This window comes from Cytobacillus sp. IB215665 (genome assembly GCF_033963835.1).
GTDB lineage: Bacteria > Bacillota > Bacilli > Bacillales > SM2101 > Nanhaiella.
Genome location: NZ_JAXBME010000003.1, coordinates 252730 through 275163, shown reverse-complemented (window position 1 = coordinate 275163; position 22434 = coordinate 252730). Strand labels below are relative to the sequence as shown.

Below are 22434 nucleotides of genomic sequence, written 5' to 3'. Positions count from 1 at the left end.
GAACATGAAAATTATCGGTATATACATTTATGGATATGGAAAGCTTGATCATATAGACTTACAGCCACTTGGTGATATTCAAGTTTTTTATGGGAAAAATGAGGCAGGAAAATCTACACTACATTCATTTATCCATAGTATGTTATTTGGTTTTCCTACTAAGCAACAGAGTGAAAATCGATACAAGCCAAGATTAGGGAGCAAGTATGGTGGTCGCCTTGTGCTTGAAACAGAGAAGTATGGTGTTGTAACTGTTGAAAGGTTATCAAGAAAAGGTGAAAGAGCTGTTACAGTTACGTTTTCTGATGGAACAAAGGCTGGAGAAGAGGCATTGCAAATGATTGTTCAAGGTATGGATAAATCAAACTACCAGTCGATATTTTCATTTAATATTCATGGATTACAAAATATACATACAATGAAAGCTGAGGATTTGGGTCGTTATTTATTTTCTTCTGGCGCTGTAGGAACGGATGCCATTCTTTCGGCTGAGCTAAAGCTTTCAAAAAAGATAGATGAGTATTTTAAGCCAAATGGTAGAAAACCGTTAATTAACGAGATGCTACCTCAACTAGCTGAACAAAATAAACAGCTTCTACATTGGCAGGAAAAAAGTAATCAATACAAAAATTTAATGAATCGTACGACAGTAATAAAGGAAGAACTACAAACGATAAAGGTAAATAAAAAAAAGCTTGAACAAGAAACAGTAATCGTAAAAAAACTAACTGAGCTACAGCCATTGTTTGAAAAAAGAGCATTATATCGTACGCAATTAGACAAGCTACCGACATATCTTCCTTTTCCTGCTGATGGACTTATCCGCTTTGAACAACTATATGCTGAAAAAAGAGCTTATGAAGCACAATATCATACTTTATTTGCAAAACGAAGAGACCTTGTTGAAGAGCAGCAAAATGAAGCGGTAGCTGAAGGCATGTTAATAGCTGAAGAAAAAGTTCAAGAGGTCAAGTCGAATTACAGTTTATTTCAAGCTATGTTGGAAAGACAAAATGAATTATCTGTTCAAATTGATCAACAGCAAAAAGAGTTTCATTTTGAGCTTGCAAAGTTACCCTTTGATCTTGACGAAACACATATTCTTCAAATCGATGCTGGTTTACTACAAAAAGATCAACTTTCTACCCTAATAAGAATTGATGAAGAACTGGCTCATGACAAACGAGTGTTAGATGAGCGTTTTAATCGTGCAAAGGAAGATTTAGAAGATAGTGAACAAAAGCTCATTGAATTCGAACAACAAACCTTACAGGATGAACAGCGTGACAAGTATGAGAAACAAATTTCACAGCATAGTTCACTGCAAGTGTTACAGCATGAGCAGGAACATTTAGCAAAGAGTTATGCTCGCTTAACTCGTAAAGTTGATACGATAAAGGTTGTTGAAAAGAAGAAAAAACAACGGATAAATTTAGTTAGTTCTTTGAGTATCTTGTTGCTTGTTGGGCTTGCTGGCGGAGCGATCTTCACTAGTAACTGGATCATGTTATTAGGTGGAATTGTTATCCTATTTATCCCACTGTTACTTAGATTCAATGCGCCGTCCGAAAAAATATTGTTAAATGAGCTCGAGAAAGAAAAAGCTGAGATAATAAGCGCTATTGATGAAAATAAGCAACAACTTTTAAATTTGTCAAATAATCACCTTTCAGACTTAGAACGAATGTTAGCGAAAGATGACCATTATAGGCAATTACTTGAAATCGAAAAAATAGCAGTTGAACAACGTGGTAGAACATATGAAAAGATCGTTAAGAAATTTACAGATTGGGAACAGGACAAGTTTGCATTTTCTAATAAGTTGCATAATTTAGATTTAGGATTTCCTATTAATGAGGATGTTTCAGCTAAGCAATTATATGAAATATTACTTATTATAGAGAAAATAAAAGAATTGATAATAGGAAAGCAATTGATAGCTGAAAAAAAACAATTGTTAGAAAATGATATGAATGAATTTGATGCTAAAGTGGCTGAATTAGCAGATTTATTCCAAATCGATAAGAATGATAACGATATAAGTGTAACGCTATATAATATTGATAAGCGGTTAATGAAAGAAAAGGATAAAAAAAGGCTGTTGCAAGAAAAAGAAAATAACATAAATGCATTAGACGATGAATTACATGAGATTATGACTAAAAAAAATCATTTACACAATGATATTGTACATCTATTCCAACTTGCTGAAGTCCAAGATGAAGAGCAATTTCGTTTGAAAGAGAAGGCATTTAAAGATAGTCAACTAATATTAGAGAGACTAGCAATCGTTGAGGCTCAAATTTTAACTCAACGTGGAGATGAGTTAACTAATCAACTCCCTAAAGACCTAGTCCCTTTATCAGAGCAGGTTGAGAAGTATGATAACGAGCTTAAAAGCATAATTATGAAAGAACAAAGCCTTATCGAAGAACTCTCAGAATTAAAGGTCCTTCAGTCGCAACTTGAGGAGGGAGGAACATATGCTGAATTACTACATAAATTTGAGATTGAAAAGTCACAGCTTCAAGAGGAAGCGAAAAAATGGGCGAGCTATGCATTAGCAAAAAAAATGCTTACAAATACTATTGATCATTATCGTCATGTACGTTTACCCAATGTACTAAAAAACACGACAGCATATATGAAATTATTAACGAATGGAGAGTATACCGAAGTGTTGCCTCCAAATGAAAACAATAGCTTTTTATTAAAACGTAAGGATGGCCTTTTTTTTCAACCCAATGAAGTAAGTCAAGCAACTGCCGAACAAATGTATGTAGCACTACGTCTAGCACTTGCAGAGCAAGTAGGAAAAGGAGAAAAGTTTCCGATTATTATTGATGATAGCTTTGTAAATTTTGATCGTGATCGGTTAGCGAAGTCAGTCGAGTTAATTAGAGTTATAGCTAAAAAGCATCAGGTTTTATTTTTTACATGCCATGAATATATACTTGACTATTTTCAAGAAAACGAAATTATCTTATTGGAAAATAAGACTGAAAGGATAGGTATATGAATTCAACACACGAATCCACATTTAAACGTGGTCCACTTTTGTTGTTAAGTACTAATTTATTTATTATTATGGTTGGGATTGGCTTAGTCATTCCAATATTACCTTTCTACGTAGAAGCATTCAATGCTAATGCTAGAGTATTAGGGATGCTTGTTGCTGTTTTTGCGTTTATGCAATTTTTATTTGCACCTCTTTGGGGGCGCCTCTCTGATAAAATTGGCAGAAAGCCCCTTATTACAATCGGGCTCTTTGGTTTTGCTGTAGCAGAATTTATATTTGCTTATGCAACAGGCTTGTGGATGCTATTCCTGTCTAGAATTCTTGCTGGAACATTTGGTTCTGCTCTTATGCCAACTGCAATGGCGTATGTATCAGATGTAACTAGTGAAGACAAACGTGGTCAAGGAATGGGGATTCTAGGAGCCGCAATGGGTTTAGGTATTGTAGTTGGTCCTGGTATTGGAGGATGGTTAGCAGAGTTTGATTTGTCTTATCCATTTTTATTTGCTGGCATTGCAGCGACTATAGCAGGTATTGTTTCAATGCTTATCTTACCTGAATCGTATACGAAGGATATGCGAGCTCAGACTCAAACACAAGAAAAATCTGCTAACCATTTTGAAATATTAGTTAAAGCACTTGTCAGTCCTGTAGGTTTCCTATTAGTGCTTGTTTTTATCATGAGCTTTGGTTTAGCGAATTTTCAATCAATCTTTGGATATTATTCGATGGAACGGTATCAATACAGTCCAAGTGAAGTAGGAACGATAATACTCATTGTCGGGTTAATTGGTACAATTGCACAAGGAGTTTTAGTAGGTAAGTTAGTAAATCGTTTTGGAGATGAAAGAGTAGTAACAGGGTCGTTGTTGCTTAGTGCGATTGGCTTCGTAATCATGACATTTGCTAAAAGTTATAGCATGGTTATTTTGACAACTAGTATTTTCTTCCTTGGGAATTCAATTTTGCGTCCAGCACTAAACTCCCTTATTTCTAAGCTTGCTGGCAATAAACAAGGTATGGTCATGGGGTTAAATAATTCATTTCTAAGCTTAGGAAATGTTGCAGGTCCGTTAATTGCAGGTAATTTGTTCGAGGCAAATATACACTTACCATATTTCTTTGGAGCATTGATCATGGTAATTGGGATGATTTCAATGAAAGTTTGGTTATATAATAAACAGCGAAAAGTTACTATTCACGTCGAGGATTAATGAATCATGATATAATGAAATGAATTATATATATGTGAATGAGGGGGAGTGAACACATGTCGTCGAAAGGAATTTTACATTTTGATGTTGGTGAGCAGGTTGATGTGTTTCTATTGATAAAATCTGCAACAAAAGGTATAGCTAGTAATGGAAAACCATTTTTAACGTTAATCTTACAAGATAAAAGTGGTGATATTGAAGCAAAGCTGTGGGATGCTTCCACTGAAGATGAGGATGTATATGCAGGTGAAAATATTGTTAAAGTTGTTGGAGATATACATAATTACAGAGGAAGAAATCAATTAAAGCTTCGTAACATTCGTCCTGCGAATCAAAGTGATGGAGTTAAAATGTCTGATTTTATCGAGATAGCCCCTCTGTCAAAAGAGTCAATGATAGACAGTATAACCCAATTTATATTTGAAATGAAAAATCCTAATATCCAACGTATTACACGGCATCTATTAAAAAAATATCAGCAATCTTTTTTAGAGTATCCAGCTGCTACAAAAAATCATCATGAGTTTGTCTCTGGACTAGCATATCATGTCGTTTCCATGCTCGATTTAGCAAAAGCAATTGCTCAACAATATCCTTCTCTAGATAAAGACTTGTTATATGCAGGTGTAATTTTACATGATTTAGGAAAGGTAATTGAATTATCTGGACCTATCTCAACAGTTTATACTGTAGAAGGTAATTTATTAGGTCATATTACAATCATGGTAAATGAAATAGGTAAAGCAGCTGATGAGCTCGGTATTGATGGTGAAGAAGTAATGGTACTCCAGCATTTGACTTTGAGCCATCATGGCAAAGCCGAATGGGGGAGTCCAAAGCCACCAATGATAAAGGAAGCAGAAATATTGCATTATATTGACAATATAGATGCCAAAATGAATATGCTGGACCGTGCACTAGAACGTGTGAAGCCAGGAGAGTTTAGTGAAAGGGTTTTTGCGCTTGACAATCGATCATTTTACAAGCCTACTTTTCACAAGTAAAGCCTAACATCTATGCTCAAAGTTAGCTGTTCACTATACCCACCTTCATTAACAATAAACACAATATCTTGTCTATTGCAAAAGTGATAAATGCTTGTCCCTATGCATATAATCAATAAAGAGTTGAAAGAGCAGCTAGAGCGTATACCAGCGTCTGTCTACGTCAAATTTGTAGGCTCTTTATTGAAGTACAATCGTTACTAATGATTTTTATCTAAGTAACGATTCATTTGACAACAGTCATTGAATCTTGAGTTAAAGGCAGGGGATAAAGCATGTTTATCATTCCTTGGTGGGTATTATTGGTCATCTTAGGGATTTTGTTTTCTGGGTATATGTCCTATCATATTACGATGAAGGAGCGGAAAATAGAACAATCCTATATTGAAAGAGAAGGAAATGTTTACATGGAGAGAATGAAGAAAGAGCGTGAGCAGCGAAGCTTGAATCGGGAGTTAATTAATGAAGAAAAAACGAATCGGTCGTAATTAATTACGACCGATTCGTTTTTGTTATATGAGACATTGTCATTATTATTCATTCGTTTTAAATAAATCTTTTAAATCATTGTCTTTCACTTTTACTTTGGCAGCTTCTACGTCTTCTAAAATTACCTTATCAACAAAATCTGGTTGACTCATTTTAGATTCGCGAATTTGTTGAGTAAGCTCATCTTTCATTTCGTCAAGTGGTTTAACTGTTTCAGTTAATTTGATGATATGGAATCCGTGTTCACTTTGTACTGGATCGCTTATTTCGCCTTCTTCTTTTAGTGCAAATGCAGCTTCTTCAAATTCTGGTACCATTTGTCCTTTTCCGAACCAGCCTAAGTCTCCACCGTTTGCAGCAGAAGCATCAGTAGAGTACTCTTTTGCTAAGTCTTCAAATGATTCACCTTGATCAAGCTTGTCCTTCACTTCTTTTGCTGTTTCTTCATCAGCAACTAATATATGACTAGCTTTAATTTGTCCTTCCATACTGTCATGTAACTGTTTGACTTCTTCGTCGGTAACTTCGATTTCATCTTCACGCTCTTTTGAAGCTTTTTCTGTCAAAAGTCCTAATTTAATCGTTTCTTTAAGTTGGTCTTCATCTTTATAACCATATTGCTGAAGAAGCATTTCAAATTGTTCACCGTATTGATCTTTTATTGTTTGAAGTTGCTCATTAATTTCCTCATCTGTCACTTCGTATTTGTCCTCTAAGACCTTTGTAAATACGATTTCTCTTAAAACATCTTCACCAACTCGTTCCTTCATTACATCATAAAATTCATCTTTAGTAATATTTCCTGCACTTGTTTCTACGATCACTTCACTATCTCCAGCATTATTACATGCAGAAAGCGCAAATATACTTGCTGCTGCTGTGAATGCGATAAACATTTTCTTCATTAAAAACACTCCTATATCGGTAAATTAAATGATATCTAAGCCACAACAACTACTATAACATATTTTGAAATGAGAAAGAAATTATTTTATTTTTCAACCCATACAGAAATAGAAGATTTTGTATGGTAGTTTGATCATTAGTCGTTATTGTAGTCAGAATTCAGACCATTAATCTATACATAGTTCCAGTGACATGATAAACACCGGAAATGATAAGGAGATCGACTCCAAATATAGCGTTTGTATTAGTAAGGATATTATCTAATGGCTGTTTTCGTCATGATTGGTTTTGCCATTAAGAAATATACCGTACCCAACTAGAGTTCGAGTCATCTTTTTCCATCTTTAGACTATAAAAAATCATAAAAAACACAATAGTTAGTCTAATGCAAGTGAAAAAAAGCAGAAAAGAGGCTTAGTAAATAACAACAAAAGCCGACAAATTAATCTGTCAGCTTTGAAGTGAAAACGATAAATAATTTACAAGTCAGCTTGATCGTTTATTTCGGGTAATGAGTTATCAAGTGTACATGACTTCAACATATGATGAAAGTAGCAGGATAGTTATAAGGACATTGATTGTTCGAAATACTTTTGGCTGGCGCTCTTCAGGAATCTCTTTTTGAATACATAAAGTGTTTGTTAATTTATTAATATAATATAGGACAAATATAGCGAAAGGAATAAAATATATTAGCAATTTGAGATTCCCTCCCTGGAATGTAATTGATGATGCTCAACATCATTAAATATTTAGTTGAACATTTTGTATATGTTTATAACAATATCAAAAATTTAGCAAAAAAGATACCCTTATACTTTGTTATTGTATTAAAGCTTTGATTAACGGTCTAATACACACGTCATTGTTGAGCCTTTTTCGTAAACTTTGTTGCTTTTTATATATTTTATAAAGCTAAATAGTGGTTTATACGATTGGCATTAAGTTTAAGAACAAAAGATGCTGTAAACACTAATTTAATACACGTTTATGTCTTAGTAAGAGGCTCATTTTGTAAACTTTATATCAAATTTTGCTAATAATGGACTGTACGATGAGTATTATGAGAGACTGATAATTGTAAAAGCAGGGATGTATACGTGCTTACAACAATCAATGTGAAAGCAGCCTAGTAAGAAAAGCTATAATTAACGAGATAACAGGCTTAATTTACTAATAACATACGTGAATGAGTGAACTACGTTGTATTTGAGCTCTTAACAATAGTGAAGAGCACCCATATTTGTTGGATGCCCTTAAGAAAGCTATTGTAGTAAGTCCCTGTAAGGTTAATTACTTTTTACTAAAATATCATATCCGTCTTCAATTTCTTCAATAACTGAGCGTTTAGGAGCACTTATAAATTGCTTTAAGCATATAAAGTCTGGTACACACAAACCTAAGTTAGCTGCTGCGATAATTGAAAAATAGTGGATATAGCTTGGGAACATCACAGCTAGAAGCAAGCAAATGGATGTAAACATGACAAACGGTGTTAAAAACACCAGTATAGACATTGTTTTAGATATCATATTGCAAAATCGCACCGTGAATATGGGAATGATTGTAATCCATTTTAATTCAATTTTTACTTTCTTTCTCATAAGTATAAGAGGTATAGCATGCAAGCATTTATGAAATACTATGGTCATAAGTAATGCTATGATAAAATAAATAAATCTATCCCCATGCAACTTAGTTGAAGAGTAATATAAATTTAATGGTAAATAAAATAATATAAATGTACTTAACATGGTTAATAGTGAAATGAGTATGATTCGATGGAATCCAACATCTCTAGAAAAATTGATTGTTTTCCAACAATTCATATAATCACCTTCCGAACTATAATATTGCAGTCCTAAATGAGTTATAATATAAAATCTATAATCTATAATCTACGAACTTACAAACATACTTTACGCTCATTTGTTGAAAAAATCAATAGCTGTTACAAAACTATCAATATTTATGCTTAGACTAAGGTTTTAGTATGAAAAAAACATGTATAAAATAGACTTCGTGTCCCTTTTTTTCTTTAATCGATGACTTTTTACGTAATCTTCTAATTTAGGAACGATAGCAACAAGGTTACGAAAAAATTTTATTAAAAATAGTTGTTATAGAGAACTTATGAAAAGATGTTGGTACTCATGTATCTTTTTAGATATTATTGTATTAGAAATATGGAAAAATTAAAAGTAATGCTATAGAAGGGAATAGTAGTATGGATGAATTTATTGCTCGAATAGAAAAGATAGAGTATTATCAAACACTGTTACTGAAAATGGTTGAAAAGGATCATATGCCATTTTATCAAATGGTTATCAAGGAACAATTATCAAAAGCAGATGTAGATGAAATTCTATCAGTTTGTGAAAAGTTGAGCATGAAACTTGAAGAACAAAAAGCGGAAGGCCTATTAGTATTTACCCCGCTTCTTATAGAATTCTCCAAAACAATCCAATTTAAAATGAATGTAAAAGATACAGTAACAGCTATGTTAAAACAACAAATGTACACTCCGTTGATGGAAGAATTTATGAAATTAATAAAATAGACTTTAGTTATCTTCAATCACTTCTTGTAGCTGATTGTGCTTTCTAATTTTTCCATCTACCTCAACAAATTCTTCTTCAATATTCTCAAAAGATTTTTCAAATATCCTCATGAAATCGTCACCGTATATACTACGAATGATACACATTACATCAGTAAGTTCTGGGAATTTTCCGTATAAATCTTTTATTGGAAGTGCACCCTGAAAGGTAGAATGTCTTGTTGGGTCATAACTCTCCATTAACTCTAATAAAATTTCTTCTCCCTGACTAGTAATTTTTACATAGGTATTTCTTTTATCATTCTCTTTTTTGGAAAATTGCAATAAATTTCGTTCTTCCAATTTCTTAGAAAAGTTGAAGGCAGTTGAAACGTGCATGACTCCGAATTTTGCAATCTCTGAGATGGAGGCACCATTTAAATGGTAAGCAATCCATAGTATATGATGTTCATTAATATTTAAATCATATGGTTTGATCCAGTTTTGCCAATCCTTTTCGATAGTCTTCCATAGTGCTTTACCGAGTTGAGCCATTCTTTGGCTAAATAACATTGCTTCTTTCATAGAAAAATTATTTTCTTTCGTCACAACTAGTCACCTACTTTTCTTTGGATTTTTTATTACAATCTATTATGCCAATAAAATAAAAATTAATAAAGGATTAAATTTCGGAAATTTTAAAATAAACGAAATTTATTTAAATCAGAACACATAGTTATTCTGAAAACACCATAATATCAATTAAGGGGGGGACTGCATTGACAGTGTTAATCTTGTTATTGTTTGTTTTAAGTCTATTATTCTTTGTTGGCATGATAAATTATTTCTCACTAATACAAAGAGCTGTCGCCTACCCACCTAAACAAATACTTCGTCAAAAAGCAGCTGTCCTAGGTGGAGGTGGATGTGTTTGTTTGCTAGTAGCTCTATCTATCATTTATTTTAGATGATGAAACCCCGACCAAAGACCGGGGTTTTTATAAATTTCATCTAACTAAATTATTTTTGAGTTTAGAGCTGGTTCCTCTTATAAAAGCTGTTCATGAAATCTGCTAAGGTTTCACAAGCTTCTAGTGGTACAGCGTTATAAATCGATGCACGACACCCTCCTACAGAGCGGTGCCCACTCAAACCGATAAAGCCTTTTTCTTTAGCCTCGAAGAGAAACTTCTTTGTTAACTCTTCAGAAGGTAATGTAAATGTTACATTCATTTTTGACCTGCTATCCATCTTTGCATGAGGCTTATAAAACCCATTACTATCGTCAATACAACTGTATAGAAGAGAAGCTTTTTCATTATTAACTCTCTCTATTCCTTTCACACCACCATTATTAGCCAACCACTCAAGAACAAGTGATAAAGTATATATTGCAAATGTAGGAGGAGTGTTATATAAGGAATTTTTGTCAGCATGCGTACGATAGTTAAGCATCGTTGGTAATTCATCAGTGGTGTTAGTGAGTAGTTCTTTTTTTAGAATGACAACCGTAACACCAGATGGTCCAAGGTTTTTTTGTGCACCAGCATAAATCATTGAGAATTGCTCCACATTAATTTCATGGCTTAAAATATCACTAGACATATCTGCAATAAGCTCAACATTATTTAACTGTGGATATTTCGACCATTGGGTACCATAAATCGTATTATTTGAAGTAACATGTAAATAAGCAGCATTATCACTTACTTCTAAATCATTAATAGATGGAATGTGCTTGTATTGATTTTCTTTACTAGATGCAGATACATGGACATGCCCGATTTTTTTAGCTTCAGCTAAGGCTTTCTCAGACCAAGATCCTGTCAAAACATAGTTAGCAACTGTATTGTTGGAAAGTAAATTCATTGGAATCATTGTAAATTGAAGACTAGCTCCACCTTGAAGAAATAAAACTTCATATTCATCTGAGATGTTAAGTAATTGCTTTAGTAGAGTTTTCGCTTTTTCATGAACGGCGTCATATTCTTTGCTACGGTGACTAAGCTCCATGACAGACATCCCAGTTCCTTGGAAATTTACTAACTCTTGTTGAGCGATTTGTAGAACTTCTAGTGGTAGTGCAGATGGTCCAGCATTAAAGTTGTATGCACGCATCACGTAATATCCTCCTCAAAAATGTTTTGTTACGTTAATTGCTTAAATTGTTTATATAGTACCATGAAACGGTAATGAAGTAAGCTATTATTTTAAAGTTTTCGAAAATTAGCTAAGATTAGTTAACAAAATATAAACATGAATTCAAAAGGGGAGATATATTTTTGTACCGTGAAAACAAGCCGTTTATTATTAGCCCTTATGACCACCCAGACATTTATCCAGGACCAAGACCACCTAGCTCATTTGTTTTTATGAATGGCAGAGTCCATAAAATTGAAGAAGCAAATAATACTAAAATTGAACAACTTTCAGTTCATGTTGCAAATAATAGTCACCCACTAGGTTCATTTTTAACGGATGATGGAGAGGTACTCAATATTGAGGAATTGTTAGAGACAGAAGGAGTAAGTTCTATCGATAATAGATTTCCTGTCGTTGCTTATGGATCAAACGTATGTATTGCACAACTTGTGTACAAATTTAGCTTAAATCAAAACTCGAAACAAATACTCATTTGTATGAAAGGGACGATGGTTGATTCAGATATTGTTTTTGGCCCATTTTTAGCTCCTTACGGGGCATTACCAGCAGTAATTGCACCAAATCGTGGGTCACAAACGGAAATTTGGCTAACATTCTTGGATAAGGATCAACTTGAACTTATGGATAGAACAGAAACCGGATATGAACTTAGAGAACACCTTAATAGAAAACTAACACTTCAAACAGGAGAAACGTTTGAAAAAGTGTATGCATATTATTATCCATATGCTCTGAAGTTAGATGGAACATATTATCGTTTTAATGATATTCCTAGCATTTCTACTATTCCATCAGTATGGCAAGCGGATATGATAAACCGAATAAAAGATCTATACGGTTTTACTGGAACAAGAGAAGAGTTTATTCATCTATTAAGGTGGAATGATTCTTTTCATAGAACAGTAGAAGAGTTTCTTTCTCAGTATGAAGATTTCTTTGATCACGATGATTGGTTGAGAATATCAGAAATAACACCAGTTCGTGCAATGATCAGAAAGTTTAGCGATTATTGAATATAGGGGTTGCTTTGCATAGGTTGTTGTTATCGTTGAATGAGGTTTAAATACAATTTGAAAACAATTAAACGATGACAAACTCATAGAGTTGCATATAGTGTAATTTAGTAAATAAAAGAAGCGATATTTACGAAAGGCTCTTTTCGTAAACTTTGTTGCAATTATCACCAAATTCGTCCATAGGAAGTAGCTCTAGATGTTAGTTATCATGTTTCAGAAGAAAAGGTACTACGAACTCTAGTTGTATACGTGTTTATTTCCAATACGAAAGACAATCAATACGAAAACAGCCTTACGTAATGAGCCTATATATAATAAGAACCATAATCTATCTATATAGAATATCCTATATAGGGTAGATTATGGTAGCTGATTACCTTTTTTAAATTGTAGAGGCTCTTTTCGTAAACTTTGTTTTTTTACTAATAATGGAATAGTGCTGAGCTTTATGAGAGCTCAATAATTGTAAAAGTAGAAAAGATGCCACGAAGGCGACAGTTTACGTGCTTATAACTTAAAACGAAAAGGGACATTAATGCGAAGATGAACTTTAGTATGACTCTTTTCGTAATCATTGTTGTTATTGTTACCAAGTTAGCACCATAAACAGCGGTTCTACACGTTAGTCATCGAAAAGACCACGAACTCTAGTTGTATGCGTGTTTATTTCTTAATACGAAAAACAACAATCAATGCAAAAACAGCCATTGTATAAAATACAACATATGTTATTCGCTCTGTCTAATCGTAAAGTTGTTTACCATATTGACTTACTTAATAGACATCATTGTATGCTAGATGCGATTGTACGAGCAATTTGTTGTAAATCCTCTGGACTATATTCATTACCATGTGGCTTCCATGCTGCTCCAAAGCCGTCACCTTTCCCATAGCGAGGGATAATATGCATGTGGTAATGAAATACTGTTTGCCCTGCAATTTCACCGTTGTTGTTAAGCAGATTTAATCCGAGAGGTTCATATTGTTCTTTAATTGAATTAGCTATCTTTGGGACTACTTCAAATATGTTTTTAGCAATGTCAGGAGTTAAATCAAAAATATTTTCTTTATGTACTTTCGGAATAACTAGTGTATGTCCTTTTGTGACTTGGCTAATATCAAGTATTGCTATAACATGTTCATTCTCAAAAACTTTTGCGCTAGGAATTTCACCATTAATTATTTTGCAAAAAATGCAATCAGTCATATTCTTACCCCTCCATTAATTTTTTTGATTAGAAAGAAGCAAACGTATTAGCTCGCGCCAATCCCCTCGATATTTCTTCACCTTTGCATAGAAGGAAGAAACACCTTCATATGAAATGTTACCAGTGCTTGTGGGGGCTGCGCATTTATGGATGGCTAACTCGAGCTCCTATCCCCTTTAAAAAGCACCTTCACATGCGTATCGAGATGGTCAACTTGCTTGCACATTTCTTTATATTTTACCATATATTTGTTTGGAAATAGAAACAGGATACAACCTTTTAGGTTGCATCCTGAGTTGAAGATGAGGGATATTGTGTTCTGCTTTGAATACGTTGTGAAAAAGCTAATGTGTCTTTCGTAAACACCTCATTTGTTTTATGAATGATGTGTTTAAAAGTGAGAATGATTGTTCAAGATGAGCATTCTAAGTGATTACACCTTACATTGAAGTAAGGGATCTTTATTTAGATGCAAAGACTAAATTGCCTTCTGTAAACACCTCATTATGAATGGAGTCTTTGAACGTCGTTAACTCACTTTGTTCAAGATGACCATCCCCTCTTTGACAAACGTCATTAAAAGCAACTAATAGGTCCAGTGTCTAACATAGAAAGTTGTCTTTCACAGACACCTCATTCCTTTAGATTGAATCACCACTAGAAAAGCGGGAGTTCAATTTCTTAGCTAACACCTTTCCCTCTCTTCAACATTTAGAATACCCAATGTTTAAAACACTATACACAAAAAATATGATTTTATTTACTACTAAAAAATGGATGGGATTTTATCCTAAGATGTGCGCCTTCAGGTAATTTGACTCCAGTGCATGTCGGGAATGATCAAGGCACTTCCGCTTTTATTATTTTCTAGCTCCAGCGCCTATTCCCTCGAGGTCACTTCGTCAAATCCGTTGAAGGCAAACAGCGCCTTCACGAAATTTGACTCCAGTGCATGTCGGGAATGATCAAGGCACTTCCGCTTTTATTATTTTCTAGCTCCAGCGCCTATTCCCTCGAGGTCACTTCGTCAAATCCGTTGAAGGCAAACAGCGCCTTCACGAAATTTGACTCCAGTGCTTGTCGGGAATGATCAAGGCACTTCCGCTTTTATTATTGTTTCTTTTTCTTTTTGTTTGGTAAAATATACTTAAGTATAGTTAAATATATAAACTTAAGGAGATGTACAATGGCATTACTTGAATTGAACGGTGTGACCGGTGGATATACAAAAAGACCAGTCATTAAAGATGTATCTTTTGAGGTAAATAGTAATGAGATAGTTGGGTTAATCGGCTTAAATGGTGCGGGAAAAAGTACTACGATTAAACATATCATTGGCTTAATGGATGTGAGAAACGGATCAATTAAAATAAATGGAAAGACCATGTTAGAAGACACTGAAGAATATCGGGCGCAATATAGCTTCATTCCGGAAATGCCTATTTTATATGAAGAACTCACGCTAAGAGAACATCTAGAATTAACCGCGATGGCCTATGGTCTCACAAAAGAAACTTTTGAAGAAAGACTAGAACCATTACTAAAAGAATTTAGGATGGAAAAGAAGTTGAAGTGGTTTCCTGCCCATTTTTCAAAAGGTATGAAGCAAAAGGTAATGATTATGTGTGCGTTTTTAGTGGAGCCGTCGCTCTATATTATTGATGAACCTTTTGTAGGATTAGACCCATTGGGCATCCAGTCACTATTAGAGTTAATGAATACGATGAAAAAGAATGGTGCTGGAATTTTAATGTCAACCCATATTTTAGCAACTGCTGAACGATACTGTGATTCATTTGTTATTTTACATAATGGTAAAGTACGAGCGAAAGGGACATTGAATGAGTTGCGGAAAGAGTTTCAAGCTCCAGATGCTACACTTGATGATCTTTATATCCAATTGACAAAGGAAGCAGAGTCAGATGAATGAGGGAAAAAAGATTTGGAATCAGCGATTTGCACAACATAGAAAAGAAACGGGCAGATACCTTCGTTATATATTTAATCAACATTTAGCTTTTGTTTTAATATTTAGCATTGGAGCAGGGGCTTATTATTATCAGCAGTGGCTTGAGACACTCTCACCGCATTTTCCGCATGCGATAGTCATGTCAATTATTTTAGCCGTAGTAATCACGAAAAGCCCAATACAAACTTTTTTAAAGCAAGCAGACATTGTATTCTTATTGCCAATGGAAACAAAAATGTCGGCATATTTTTATCGGTCGTTTTTGTACAGCTTTACCTTACAAAGCTACATTGTTATTTTGGTTGTAGCAGGTCTTGCACCTCTTTATTTAACGATGTCTGGTAGAGGAGCTACAAGCCTTCTTTTATTACTAGTACTATTGTTAATATTAAAGGTTTGGAATATGTTAATCGAATGGACAGTACAATATTTTGTTGAAAAAGAAGTTCACATTGTTGATTTCATCATTCGATTATTCATTTCTTTTTCGTTTGTCTATTTTGTCATTATTAAAGCCAACTACTTATATCCTATTTTAATCATCCTTATTATGTTTGGCCTATACGTTTATTTTAGAAAGCTAACATCTTCTAAACGATTGAAATGGGATCACTTAATTGAACTAGAATCGAAAAGGATGATGACGTTTTACCGCATTGCTAATTTGTTCACAGACGTTCCTCAATTGAAAATACAAGTTAAGAGACGAAAGTGGCTAGATTGGACATTGAAGAGGTTACCTTTTTCACAAGATGCTACTTTCACTCATTTATTCGCGAGGGCTTTTTTACGATCAAGTGATTATTTTGGTTTGTTTATCCGATTACTTATTATAGGGATACTTTTACTTGTAATGTTGCCTTTAAGCTATGGAACGCTCGTCATTGTTGTTTTATTTTTATATCTTACTGGTTTTCAACTTATGACCTTATGGCGACATTTTTCAATGAAACTTTGGCTTGGCTTGTATCCGGTTCAAAAATCCGTGAGGGAAAAAGCATTCTTACAACTGCTACATAAATTGTTAATTATTCAAGCTAGTATATTTGCTATCGTCATACTACTTATAGGTAAAGTATTTATTGCATTTTTAGCTTTCATTTGTGGGATAGTTTTTAGTTATGTGTTTATAAATCTTTATGTTAAAAGTAGGCTGAAAAAGTTATAAATACGTCTAGGTTCGGAGGAGTATGATGAATGAACACATATGAGCGAAAAGTTTTAAATGAGTTAATTCAATGGCGTAAAAAAATGTTACAGCGACCACCAATTTACACTAGGGTGACAAAAAAAGCCCAGTACAAAGTGAATCAAATGATCCCTGAGCAAGCTCATGAAATAATTACAGAAAGTATAAAAAAACTTGTCAAAGGAACGCTTGTTGGTTCAGATTTTACCACGAAAGATCACGAGGTGTCTCATCTTACGTTACAAGAAAAAGATTTGTTAATAAAAGAAAAAATTAAGTCCTATAAACGAACAGCGGCAGTAGAAGGGGCTGGAACAGGTATGGGAGGGATTTTGTTAGGTCTTGCTGATTTCCCTTTATTACTGTCTATTAAAATGAAGTTATTGTTTGAAATTGCTACATTATATGGGTATGATGTGAAAAAATATGAAGAGCGTTTATTTTTGTTATATTTATTTCAATTAGCGTTTTCAAGTGATAAGCATAGAAAAGAAACATTTATAATTATTGCGAACTGGAACGAGAAAAAAAATGAACTAATTGAATTGGATTGGAGAAAATTTCAGCAAGAATATCGAGATCATATTGATTTAATTAAAATGATGCAAATTGTACCTGGAGTAGGAGCGGTCGTTGGAGCTTTTGCTAACTTTCAACTTCTTAACCAGCTAGGAGAAACTGCGATGAACGGATTTCGTTTACGTATACTAAATATTAATTGAATTTGGTAGCAGCAAAAAAGGTAAAACCAGATGGCATCTATACCACCTGGTTTTTTATTTTGGCTGTTTTCGCATAAAGAAGAAAAACGTACACAACTAGAGTTCGTGGCATCTTTTCTTTTGTACAACAATAACTAACAATATAAAACCACCTTTTTAGTACTAATAAGATAACAATAGCAACAATGGTTAAGAAAAGCGGCTTTATTCTTATACTTGCATTTATAGATAATTAATTATTAGGGATTATGATAAATCTTCATTAGTGATGAAATAGGTTTTTAGATAAGAAGGTCTAGGGAAAAACGATTTGTAGTGATCAACGCCTTCCGGAGTTCCTCTTCTTTCATGTGTTTTTTCGTATGCGTTGGACTTTTGCCAATTTTGGTAGCTTTGTTCATTATGCCATACTGTAATAATGATATATGTATCGCTATCCATTGGCCTTAAAATACGCATTGCAATAAACCCAGGTTCTTTGTCAATAAGGCCGGGGCGTTTGCTAAATCTATATTCAAAGACAGGTCTTCCTTCCTCTGATACTGGAACGTGATTCATAACAACATAGCCTTTTAGTGGGAAGCTACCTTCTGAATCTAGCACCTCATATTTTCGAGGTTCGTTAAAGACACAATTTCGGTTGGTTTCATGCAATAATAAAGTTTGATCTTCGTTTTGCATGAGAACGATTAGTTCGTTAGAAAACTCATCTTTTTTGGTTTTTAAATAATGATACGTACCATGTGTTAGATAAATTTTCATAATTCATCACCTCACTATCATTATAACAATTTCATCCATTGTCCCAATCAACAAAATTGAAAAAATTGTTAACTTATTTAGAAAAACGAAGCCGACTTAATTTCATCTAAATTCTTCCCACATCCTATGGGCTATGAGGATATGTCGTCATCCATGACTTCCCTCAACAAGCATTGGAGCATCAAGTCAAGAAGGCGGTTTTTGTCTTTATGGATTGAAGCGAAACGTCTCGAGAGGCTTGGAGGGGGATTTTAGTAACAATATCCTACGACATGTAGATAAGTCTGAATTGTGCCATGCTGGACAGCGCCTATTTTTATGCTGTTTTCCCATTTTTTGTTGGTTTGCGTATTAAGTTAAATACTTAATATCTTGTCTTGTGAAAATGAAAACTGTTGTGTTAAACGCATCTTGAGCTCAACAAAATTTACGAAAAGAGCCTTTAAGAATAACAACAAACTTTACAAAAAGAGCTTAATCTTTTTACATATTGTGAAACATTTACATGAATAATAATTAATAGTTGCATGAATGGACAATTCAATATAGTATAGCTGTACTGTCGAGGTCGCTATTAAGTTGTCAGTTTTATAATGCGTCATTTGGAGGTGATGTTGCATGCTTAAAGTGATTAGTAAAGCAAGTGTAATTATATTTTTTACTTTTTTTGTCGGATTAGTTGCATATTTATTTATAATATATGCTGGAGATTATGTAGTTGATGAAAAAAAACTTGTGATGAACTCTGCTTCAACGTTAGTAAGTGATGAGGATGAGTTAATTGCAAAGCTTTATATAGAGAACAGAGAATTGGTCTCTATACAAGACATTCCTAAACATGTACAGCAGGCATTTATATCAGTGGAGGATGAACGTTTCTATAATCATCATGGAGTTGATTTAAGAGCCATTATGAGGGCATTATATAGGGATATAACTGAAGGAAAGAAGGTGGAGGGAGGAAGTACGATAACACAACAGCTCGCTAAAAACATCTTCCTTTCCAATGAAAAAACGTGGCTACGAAAAACAAAAGAAGTAATTATCGCACTTAATCTAGAAAAAAAATATAGTAAACAAGAGCTGCTAGAAATGTATTTGAACCAAATATATTTTGGGCACGGTGCTTACGGTATTGAAGCTGCTTCCCAATTATATTTCAACAAACATGTGTCTGAACTAACTGTAGAACAAGGAGCGTTATTAGCTGCAATACCAAAAGCTCCAACTAATTATTCCCCGATTCTACAGCCAGAGAAAAGTTTTGATCGGAGAAACCTTGTTTTAAGTTTGATGGAAAGAAAAGGGTATATCACACCCGAGGATGCAGTTCGTTATCAAGGTAGAACGTTAGCGTTAGATATAAATCAGATGAATGAAAATATGTATTTATTATCTTATATAGATTTAGTAGTCAAGGAAGCCGAAGAAAGATATGGATTGACGAATAACGAATTATTAAAGGGTGGATACAAAATTACTGTGCCCTTAGATGCGACTGTACAACAAAAAGCTTATGAATTATTCCAAGACTTAAATAATTTTGCTGGTACAGATGAAAATGTTCAAGGCGCTTTTGTCTTAATGGATAATAAAACAGGAGGGATCATAGCTTGTATTGGTGGGCGTAACTATGTACAAAAGGGCTTGAATCGTGCAACGGTAAAAAGACAGCCTGGTTCTACATTTAAGCCCATAGTCGTATACGGTCCTGCACTTGAGAAAGAAGAATTTAATCCTTACTCATTATTAGTTGATCAACTGCTACAATATGGTGATTATGAACCGCATAATTACAACGATGTTTATAAAGATAAAATAACGATGTATGATGCTATTATTGAATCTGCAAATGCCCCTGCTGTATGGGCGTTAAATAATTTAGGTATTGATTATGGAAAAAAATATTTAGAAAAAGCTGGGATTTCAATAACAGATAAAGGTCTCGCAATGGCACTCGGAGGATTAGAGGAAGGAGTTTCTCCAATTGATTTAACAACGGTTTATCGTGCATTTGCTGAAGGTGGTAAAGTGATTGAACCTCACTTTATTACAAAAATTGAAGACCGTAACAATCGGGTGATTGGGGAATTTAATAAAGAAGAAAAACGTGTATTTTCTAAGCAAACTGCTTGGTATATGACTCGCATGCTAGAGGGGGTAGTTCGAGAAGGAACAGCACAAATGGGAAAATACTCAGGGGCTTTAGCTGGAAAAACTGGTTCGACATCGTACGAGCCAGTTGAAGATGCGACAAAAGATGCGTGGTTTGTTGGGTATACACCTACAGTTGTTGGCGCATTATGGATGGGGTATGACAAAACAGACAAATCTCATTATTTAACAAAAGGTAGTAGTCAACCAACCCTATTATTTAAAAAAATTATAGAAGAGACGTTTGAAAGTAAACATTTAGCGTTTGAAGTTCCTGAGCAAGTAGAGGATCTAGAACAACCAATCCGATTAAAAGAGATAAATGATTTATTTGCACAACTCTCTTTCAAACCATATGGTTTTTTTTCTGTAAATTTAGAATGGACACCAGCTAAGGATAAGAGAATCAAGTATCGAATTTATGAAAAGAAAAATAATAAAGCAACACTTATAGGTACGGTTACTGGAAAAGGAGACTTTGCTATTTCATCTGTCAATATTTTTTCGATACCCAATTATCAAGTAGTTCCTTATAATCCGATTACAGGCGAAGAGGGTAGTCCTTCTAATAATGTTAAGCCACAATTCTTTACATTTGATGAGTAATTATGGTCAATTTATTGACATTTTTAAATGTTATATATACAAGTATAGTATAAACAGTTATAGTTAATAGTGTTTTTGTACAACGATGTTTTCGCATTCATTGTTATTTTTTGCGTAGTAAGAAATCCAATCAATAAGAGTTTGAGGCATCTTTCCTTTTTAAAAAAAGGAGAGAGATTACATTCATACTACGCCTAGGTGTCCTTATTAAGTTAATATGATAACAAAATTAATGACAAGGGCTTGTATAAATAAAACGATAGACTTGGCTACAGCCAAGTCTTCGTATTGAATAAAAGAAAACGTTCACAAGATATACATACTACTATCAGTATATTGTTTTGTATAATAATATGTATCATTTGATTGGAAATAAGAGTTCTTATATGATATTTAGGTGGAATAATGAAAGGGTGGGCTTTATGGCAAACAACACAATTTTAAATGATACGTTTTTGAAGGCATGTAGAGGTGAAAAGACAGATTACGTGCCTGTTTGGTACATGCGTCAAGCTGGACGCTCACAACCAGAATACAGAAAGATAAAAGAAAAATACTCGCTTTTTGACATTACTCATCAACCAGAACTTTGTGCGTATGTGACGAGACTTCCAGTTGAGCAATATAATGTTGATGCAGCAATTTTATATAAAGATATTATGACTCCTCTTCCGGCAATGGGGGTTGATGTAGAAATTAAATCAGGTATCGGACCAGTTATATCGAATCCGATACGTTCATTAAACGATGTTGAAAATCTAGGAGAAATAAATCCAGAAGCTGATGTACCATATGTTCTTGATACAATTAAATTATTGACTACAGAACAATTAAATGTACCACTAATTAGTTTTTCGGGAGCACCATTTACACTTGCTAGCTATATGATTGAGGGAGGTCCGTCGAAAAATTACAATAAGACGAAAGCCTTTATGTATGCAGAACCAACTGCTTGGTTTGCCTTAATGGACAAGTTAGGAGACATGGTTATTACATATGTAAAATCACAAATTAATGCAGGTGCTAGTGCGATACAAATATTTGATTCATGGGTTGGTGCATTAAATGTTGCAGATTATCGTTATTTTATTAAACCAATAATGAATCGAATTTTTTCAGAACTAAGCGAAGAGCAAGTTCCATTAATCATGTTTGGTGTTGGTGCAAGCCATTTAGCTAAAGAATGGCATGATTTACCATTAAATGTTGTAGGTTTAGATTGGCGACTTCCGATAAAAGAAGCTAGGTCTATAGGTATTCATAAACCAGTACAAGGAAACCTTGACCCAGCAATTTTACTCGCACCGTGGGAAGTCATTGAAGAACGAACTAAAGCAATATTAGATCAAGGTATGGAGTTACCTGGTTATATTTTTAATCTCGGTCATGGGGTATTTCCGGAAGTTCAACCTGATACTTTAAAACGTCTTACTACATTTATCCATGATTATTCATTAAACAAGTAACAAAGATG

At 33.9% G+C, this 22434-nt stretch carries 19 protein-coding genes; 12 read left to right on the top strand and 7 right to left on the bottom strand.

Translation table 11 applies throughout. The features are described from left to right. The first annotated feature begins 4 nt into the window (after positions 1-4). From SLH52_RS05535 to SLH52_RS05520, 4 genes are all read left to right on the top strand, one after another. Positions 5-3019: an AAA family ATPase gene (locus SLH52_RS05535; RefSeq protein WP_320208286.1), complete on the top strand. Its 3015-nt coding sequence runs from the start codon at positions 5-7 to the stop codon at positions 3017-3019. Further along, entirely contained in the window at positions 3016-4233 is a 1218-nt protein-coding gene (locus SLH52_RS05530; RefSeq protein WP_320208285.1) for an MFS transporter, read from the top strand. Before SLH52_RS05535 ends, SLH52_RS05530 begins: the two co-directional genes overlap by 4 nt. A 56-nt stretch (positions 4234-4289) precedes the next feature. Beyond that, positions 4290-5237 carry a 3'-5' exoribonuclease YhaM gene (gene yhaM / locus SLH52_RS05525; RefSeq protein ID WP_320208284.1) on the top strand — a complete coding sequence of 316 codons (948 nt, stop codon included), beginning with the start codon at positions 4290-4292 and terminating at the stop codon, positions 5235-5237. 275 nt (positions 5238-5512) lie between these two features. Then, positions 5513-5725 (top strand): sporulation YhaL family protein, encoded by a 213-nt coding sequence (locus tag SLH52_RS05520; RefSeq protein ID WP_320208283.1) that lies wholly within the window; start codon positions 5513-5515, stop codon positions 5723-5725. A 45-nt stretch (positions 5726-5770) separates the two neighbouring features. On the opposite strand, the gene SLH52_RS05515 is transcribed toward SLH52_RS05520, so the two are convergent. The 3 genes from SLH52_RS05515 to SLH52_RS05505 all read right to left on the bottom strand — a co-directional run bounded on the left by SLH52_RS05515 (position 5771) and on the right by SLH52_RS05505 (position 8461). After that, a complete protein-coding gene (locus SLH52_RS05515; RefSeq protein ID WP_320208282.1) occupies positions 5771-6631 on the bottom strand; it encodes a peptidylprolyl isomerase in 861 nt (286 codons plus the stop codon). A gap of 520 nt (positions 6632-7151) precedes the next feature. Further along, on the bottom strand, positions 7152-7331 hold the full coding sequence (locus SLH52_RS05510; protein WP_320208281.1) for a hypothetical protein: 180 nt from the start codon (positions 7329-7331) through the stop codon (positions 7152-7154). Between the two features lie 590 nt (positions 7332-7921). After that, complete coding sequence (locus SLH52_RS05505) at positions 7922-8461, bottom strand: DUF3267 domain-containing protein (RefSeq protein WP_320208280.1); 540 nt, start codon at positions 8459-8461, stop codon at positions 7922-7924. Between the two features lie 398 nt (positions 8462-8859). Here SLH52_RS05505 and SLH52_RS05500 point away from each other — a divergent pair, with 398 nt between their 5' ends. After that, on the top strand, positions 8860-9192 hold the full coding sequence (locus SLH52_RS05500; RefSeq protein WP_320208279.1) for a DUF1878 family protein: 333 nt from the start codon (positions 8860-8862) through the stop codon (positions 9190-9192). Positions 9193-9195: 3 nt separating this feature from the next. Here SLH52_RS05500 and SLH52_RS05495 read toward each other — a convergent pair whose 3' ends face one another. Next, complete coding sequence (locus SLH52_RS05495) at positions 9196-9780, bottom strand: HTH-type transcriptional regulator Hpr (protein ID WP_320208278.1); 585 nt, start codon at positions 9778-9780, stop codon at positions 9196-9198. A gap of 170 nt (positions 9781-9950) precedes the next feature. Between SLH52_RS05495 and SLH52_RS05490 the strand changes: the two genes are divergently transcribed. Continuing rightward, a complete protein-coding gene (locus SLH52_RS05490; RefSeq protein WP_320208277.1) occupies positions 9951-10142 on the top strand; it encodes a hypothetical protein in 192 nt (63 codons plus the stop codon). 61 nt (positions 10143-10203) lie between these two features. Here the strand turns inward: SLH52_RS05490 and serC are convergent, their stop codons facing one another. Then, positions 10204-11289 (bottom strand): 3-phosphoserine/phosphohydroxythreonine transaminase, encoded by a 1086-nt coding sequence (serC, locus tag SLH52_RS05485; RefSeq protein ID WP_413785490.1) that lies wholly within the window; start codon positions 11287-11289, stop codon positions 10204-10206. A gap of 164 nt (positions 11290-11453) precedes the next feature. Here serC and SLH52_RS05480 point away from each other — a divergent pair, with 164 nt between their 5' ends. Further along, a complete protein-coding gene (locus SLH52_RS05480) occupies positions 11454-12347 on the top strand; it encodes a hypothetical protein (protein ID WP_320208275.1) in 894 nt (297 codons plus the stop codon). Positions 12348-13134: 787 nt separating this feature from the next. On the opposite strand, the gene SLH52_RS05475 is transcribed toward SLH52_RS05480, so the two are convergent. Next, positions 13135-13557, bottom strand: coding sequence for an HIT family protein (locus SLH52_RS05475; RefSeq protein ID WP_320208274.1), 423 nt, complete (start codon positions 13555-13557; stop codon positions 13135-13137). Positions 13558-14744: 1187 nt separating this feature from the next. Here SLH52_RS05475 and SLH52_RS05470 point away from each other — a divergent pair. Genes SLH52_RS05470 through SLH52_RS05460 form a run of 3 tightly spaced genes read left to right on the top strand, consistent with a single transcriptional unit; the run spans position 14745 to position 17438 of the window. Next, positions 14745-15488, top strand: a complete 744-nt coding sequence (locus SLH52_RS05470; RefSeq protein ID WP_320208273.1) for an ABC transporter ATP-binding protein — start codon at positions 14745-14747, stop codon at positions 15486-15488. Then, positions 15481-16695, top strand: a complete 1215-nt coding sequence (locus SLH52_RS05465; protein WP_320208272.1) for an ABC transporter permease — start codon at positions 15481-15483, stop codon at positions 16693-16695. Before SLH52_RS05470 ends, SLH52_RS05465 begins: the two co-directional genes overlap by 8 nt. 29 nt (positions 16696-16724) lie before the next feature. Beyond that, positions 16725-17438: an EcsC family protein gene (locus SLH52_RS05460; RefSeq protein WP_320208271.1), complete on the top strand. Its 714-nt coding sequence runs from the start codon at positions 16725-16727 to the stop codon at positions 17436-17438. A gap of 246 nt (positions 17439-17684) precedes the next feature. Here SLH52_RS05460 and SLH52_RS05455 read toward each other — a convergent pair whose 3' ends face one another. Beyond that, positions 17685-18200, bottom strand: coding sequence for an antibiotic biosynthesis monooxygenase (locus SLH52_RS05455; protein ID WP_320208270.1), 516 nt, complete (start codon positions 18198-18200; stop codon positions 17685-17687). A gap of 618 nt (positions 18201-18818) precedes the next feature. Here SLH52_RS05455 and SLH52_RS05450 point away from each other — a divergent pair. Next, positions 18819-20960, top strand: coding sequence for a PBP1A family penicillin-binding protein (locus SLH52_RS05450; RefSeq protein ID WP_320208269.1), 2142 nt, complete (start codon positions 18819-18821; stop codon positions 20958-20960). Positions 20961-21382: 422 nt separating this feature from the next. Then, entirely contained in the window at positions 21383-22426 is a 1044-nt protein-coding gene (gene hemE / locus SLH52_RS05445) for a uroporphyrinogen decarboxylase (RefSeq protein WP_320208268.1), read from the top strand. Positions 22427-22434: the final 8 nt, after the last annotated feature.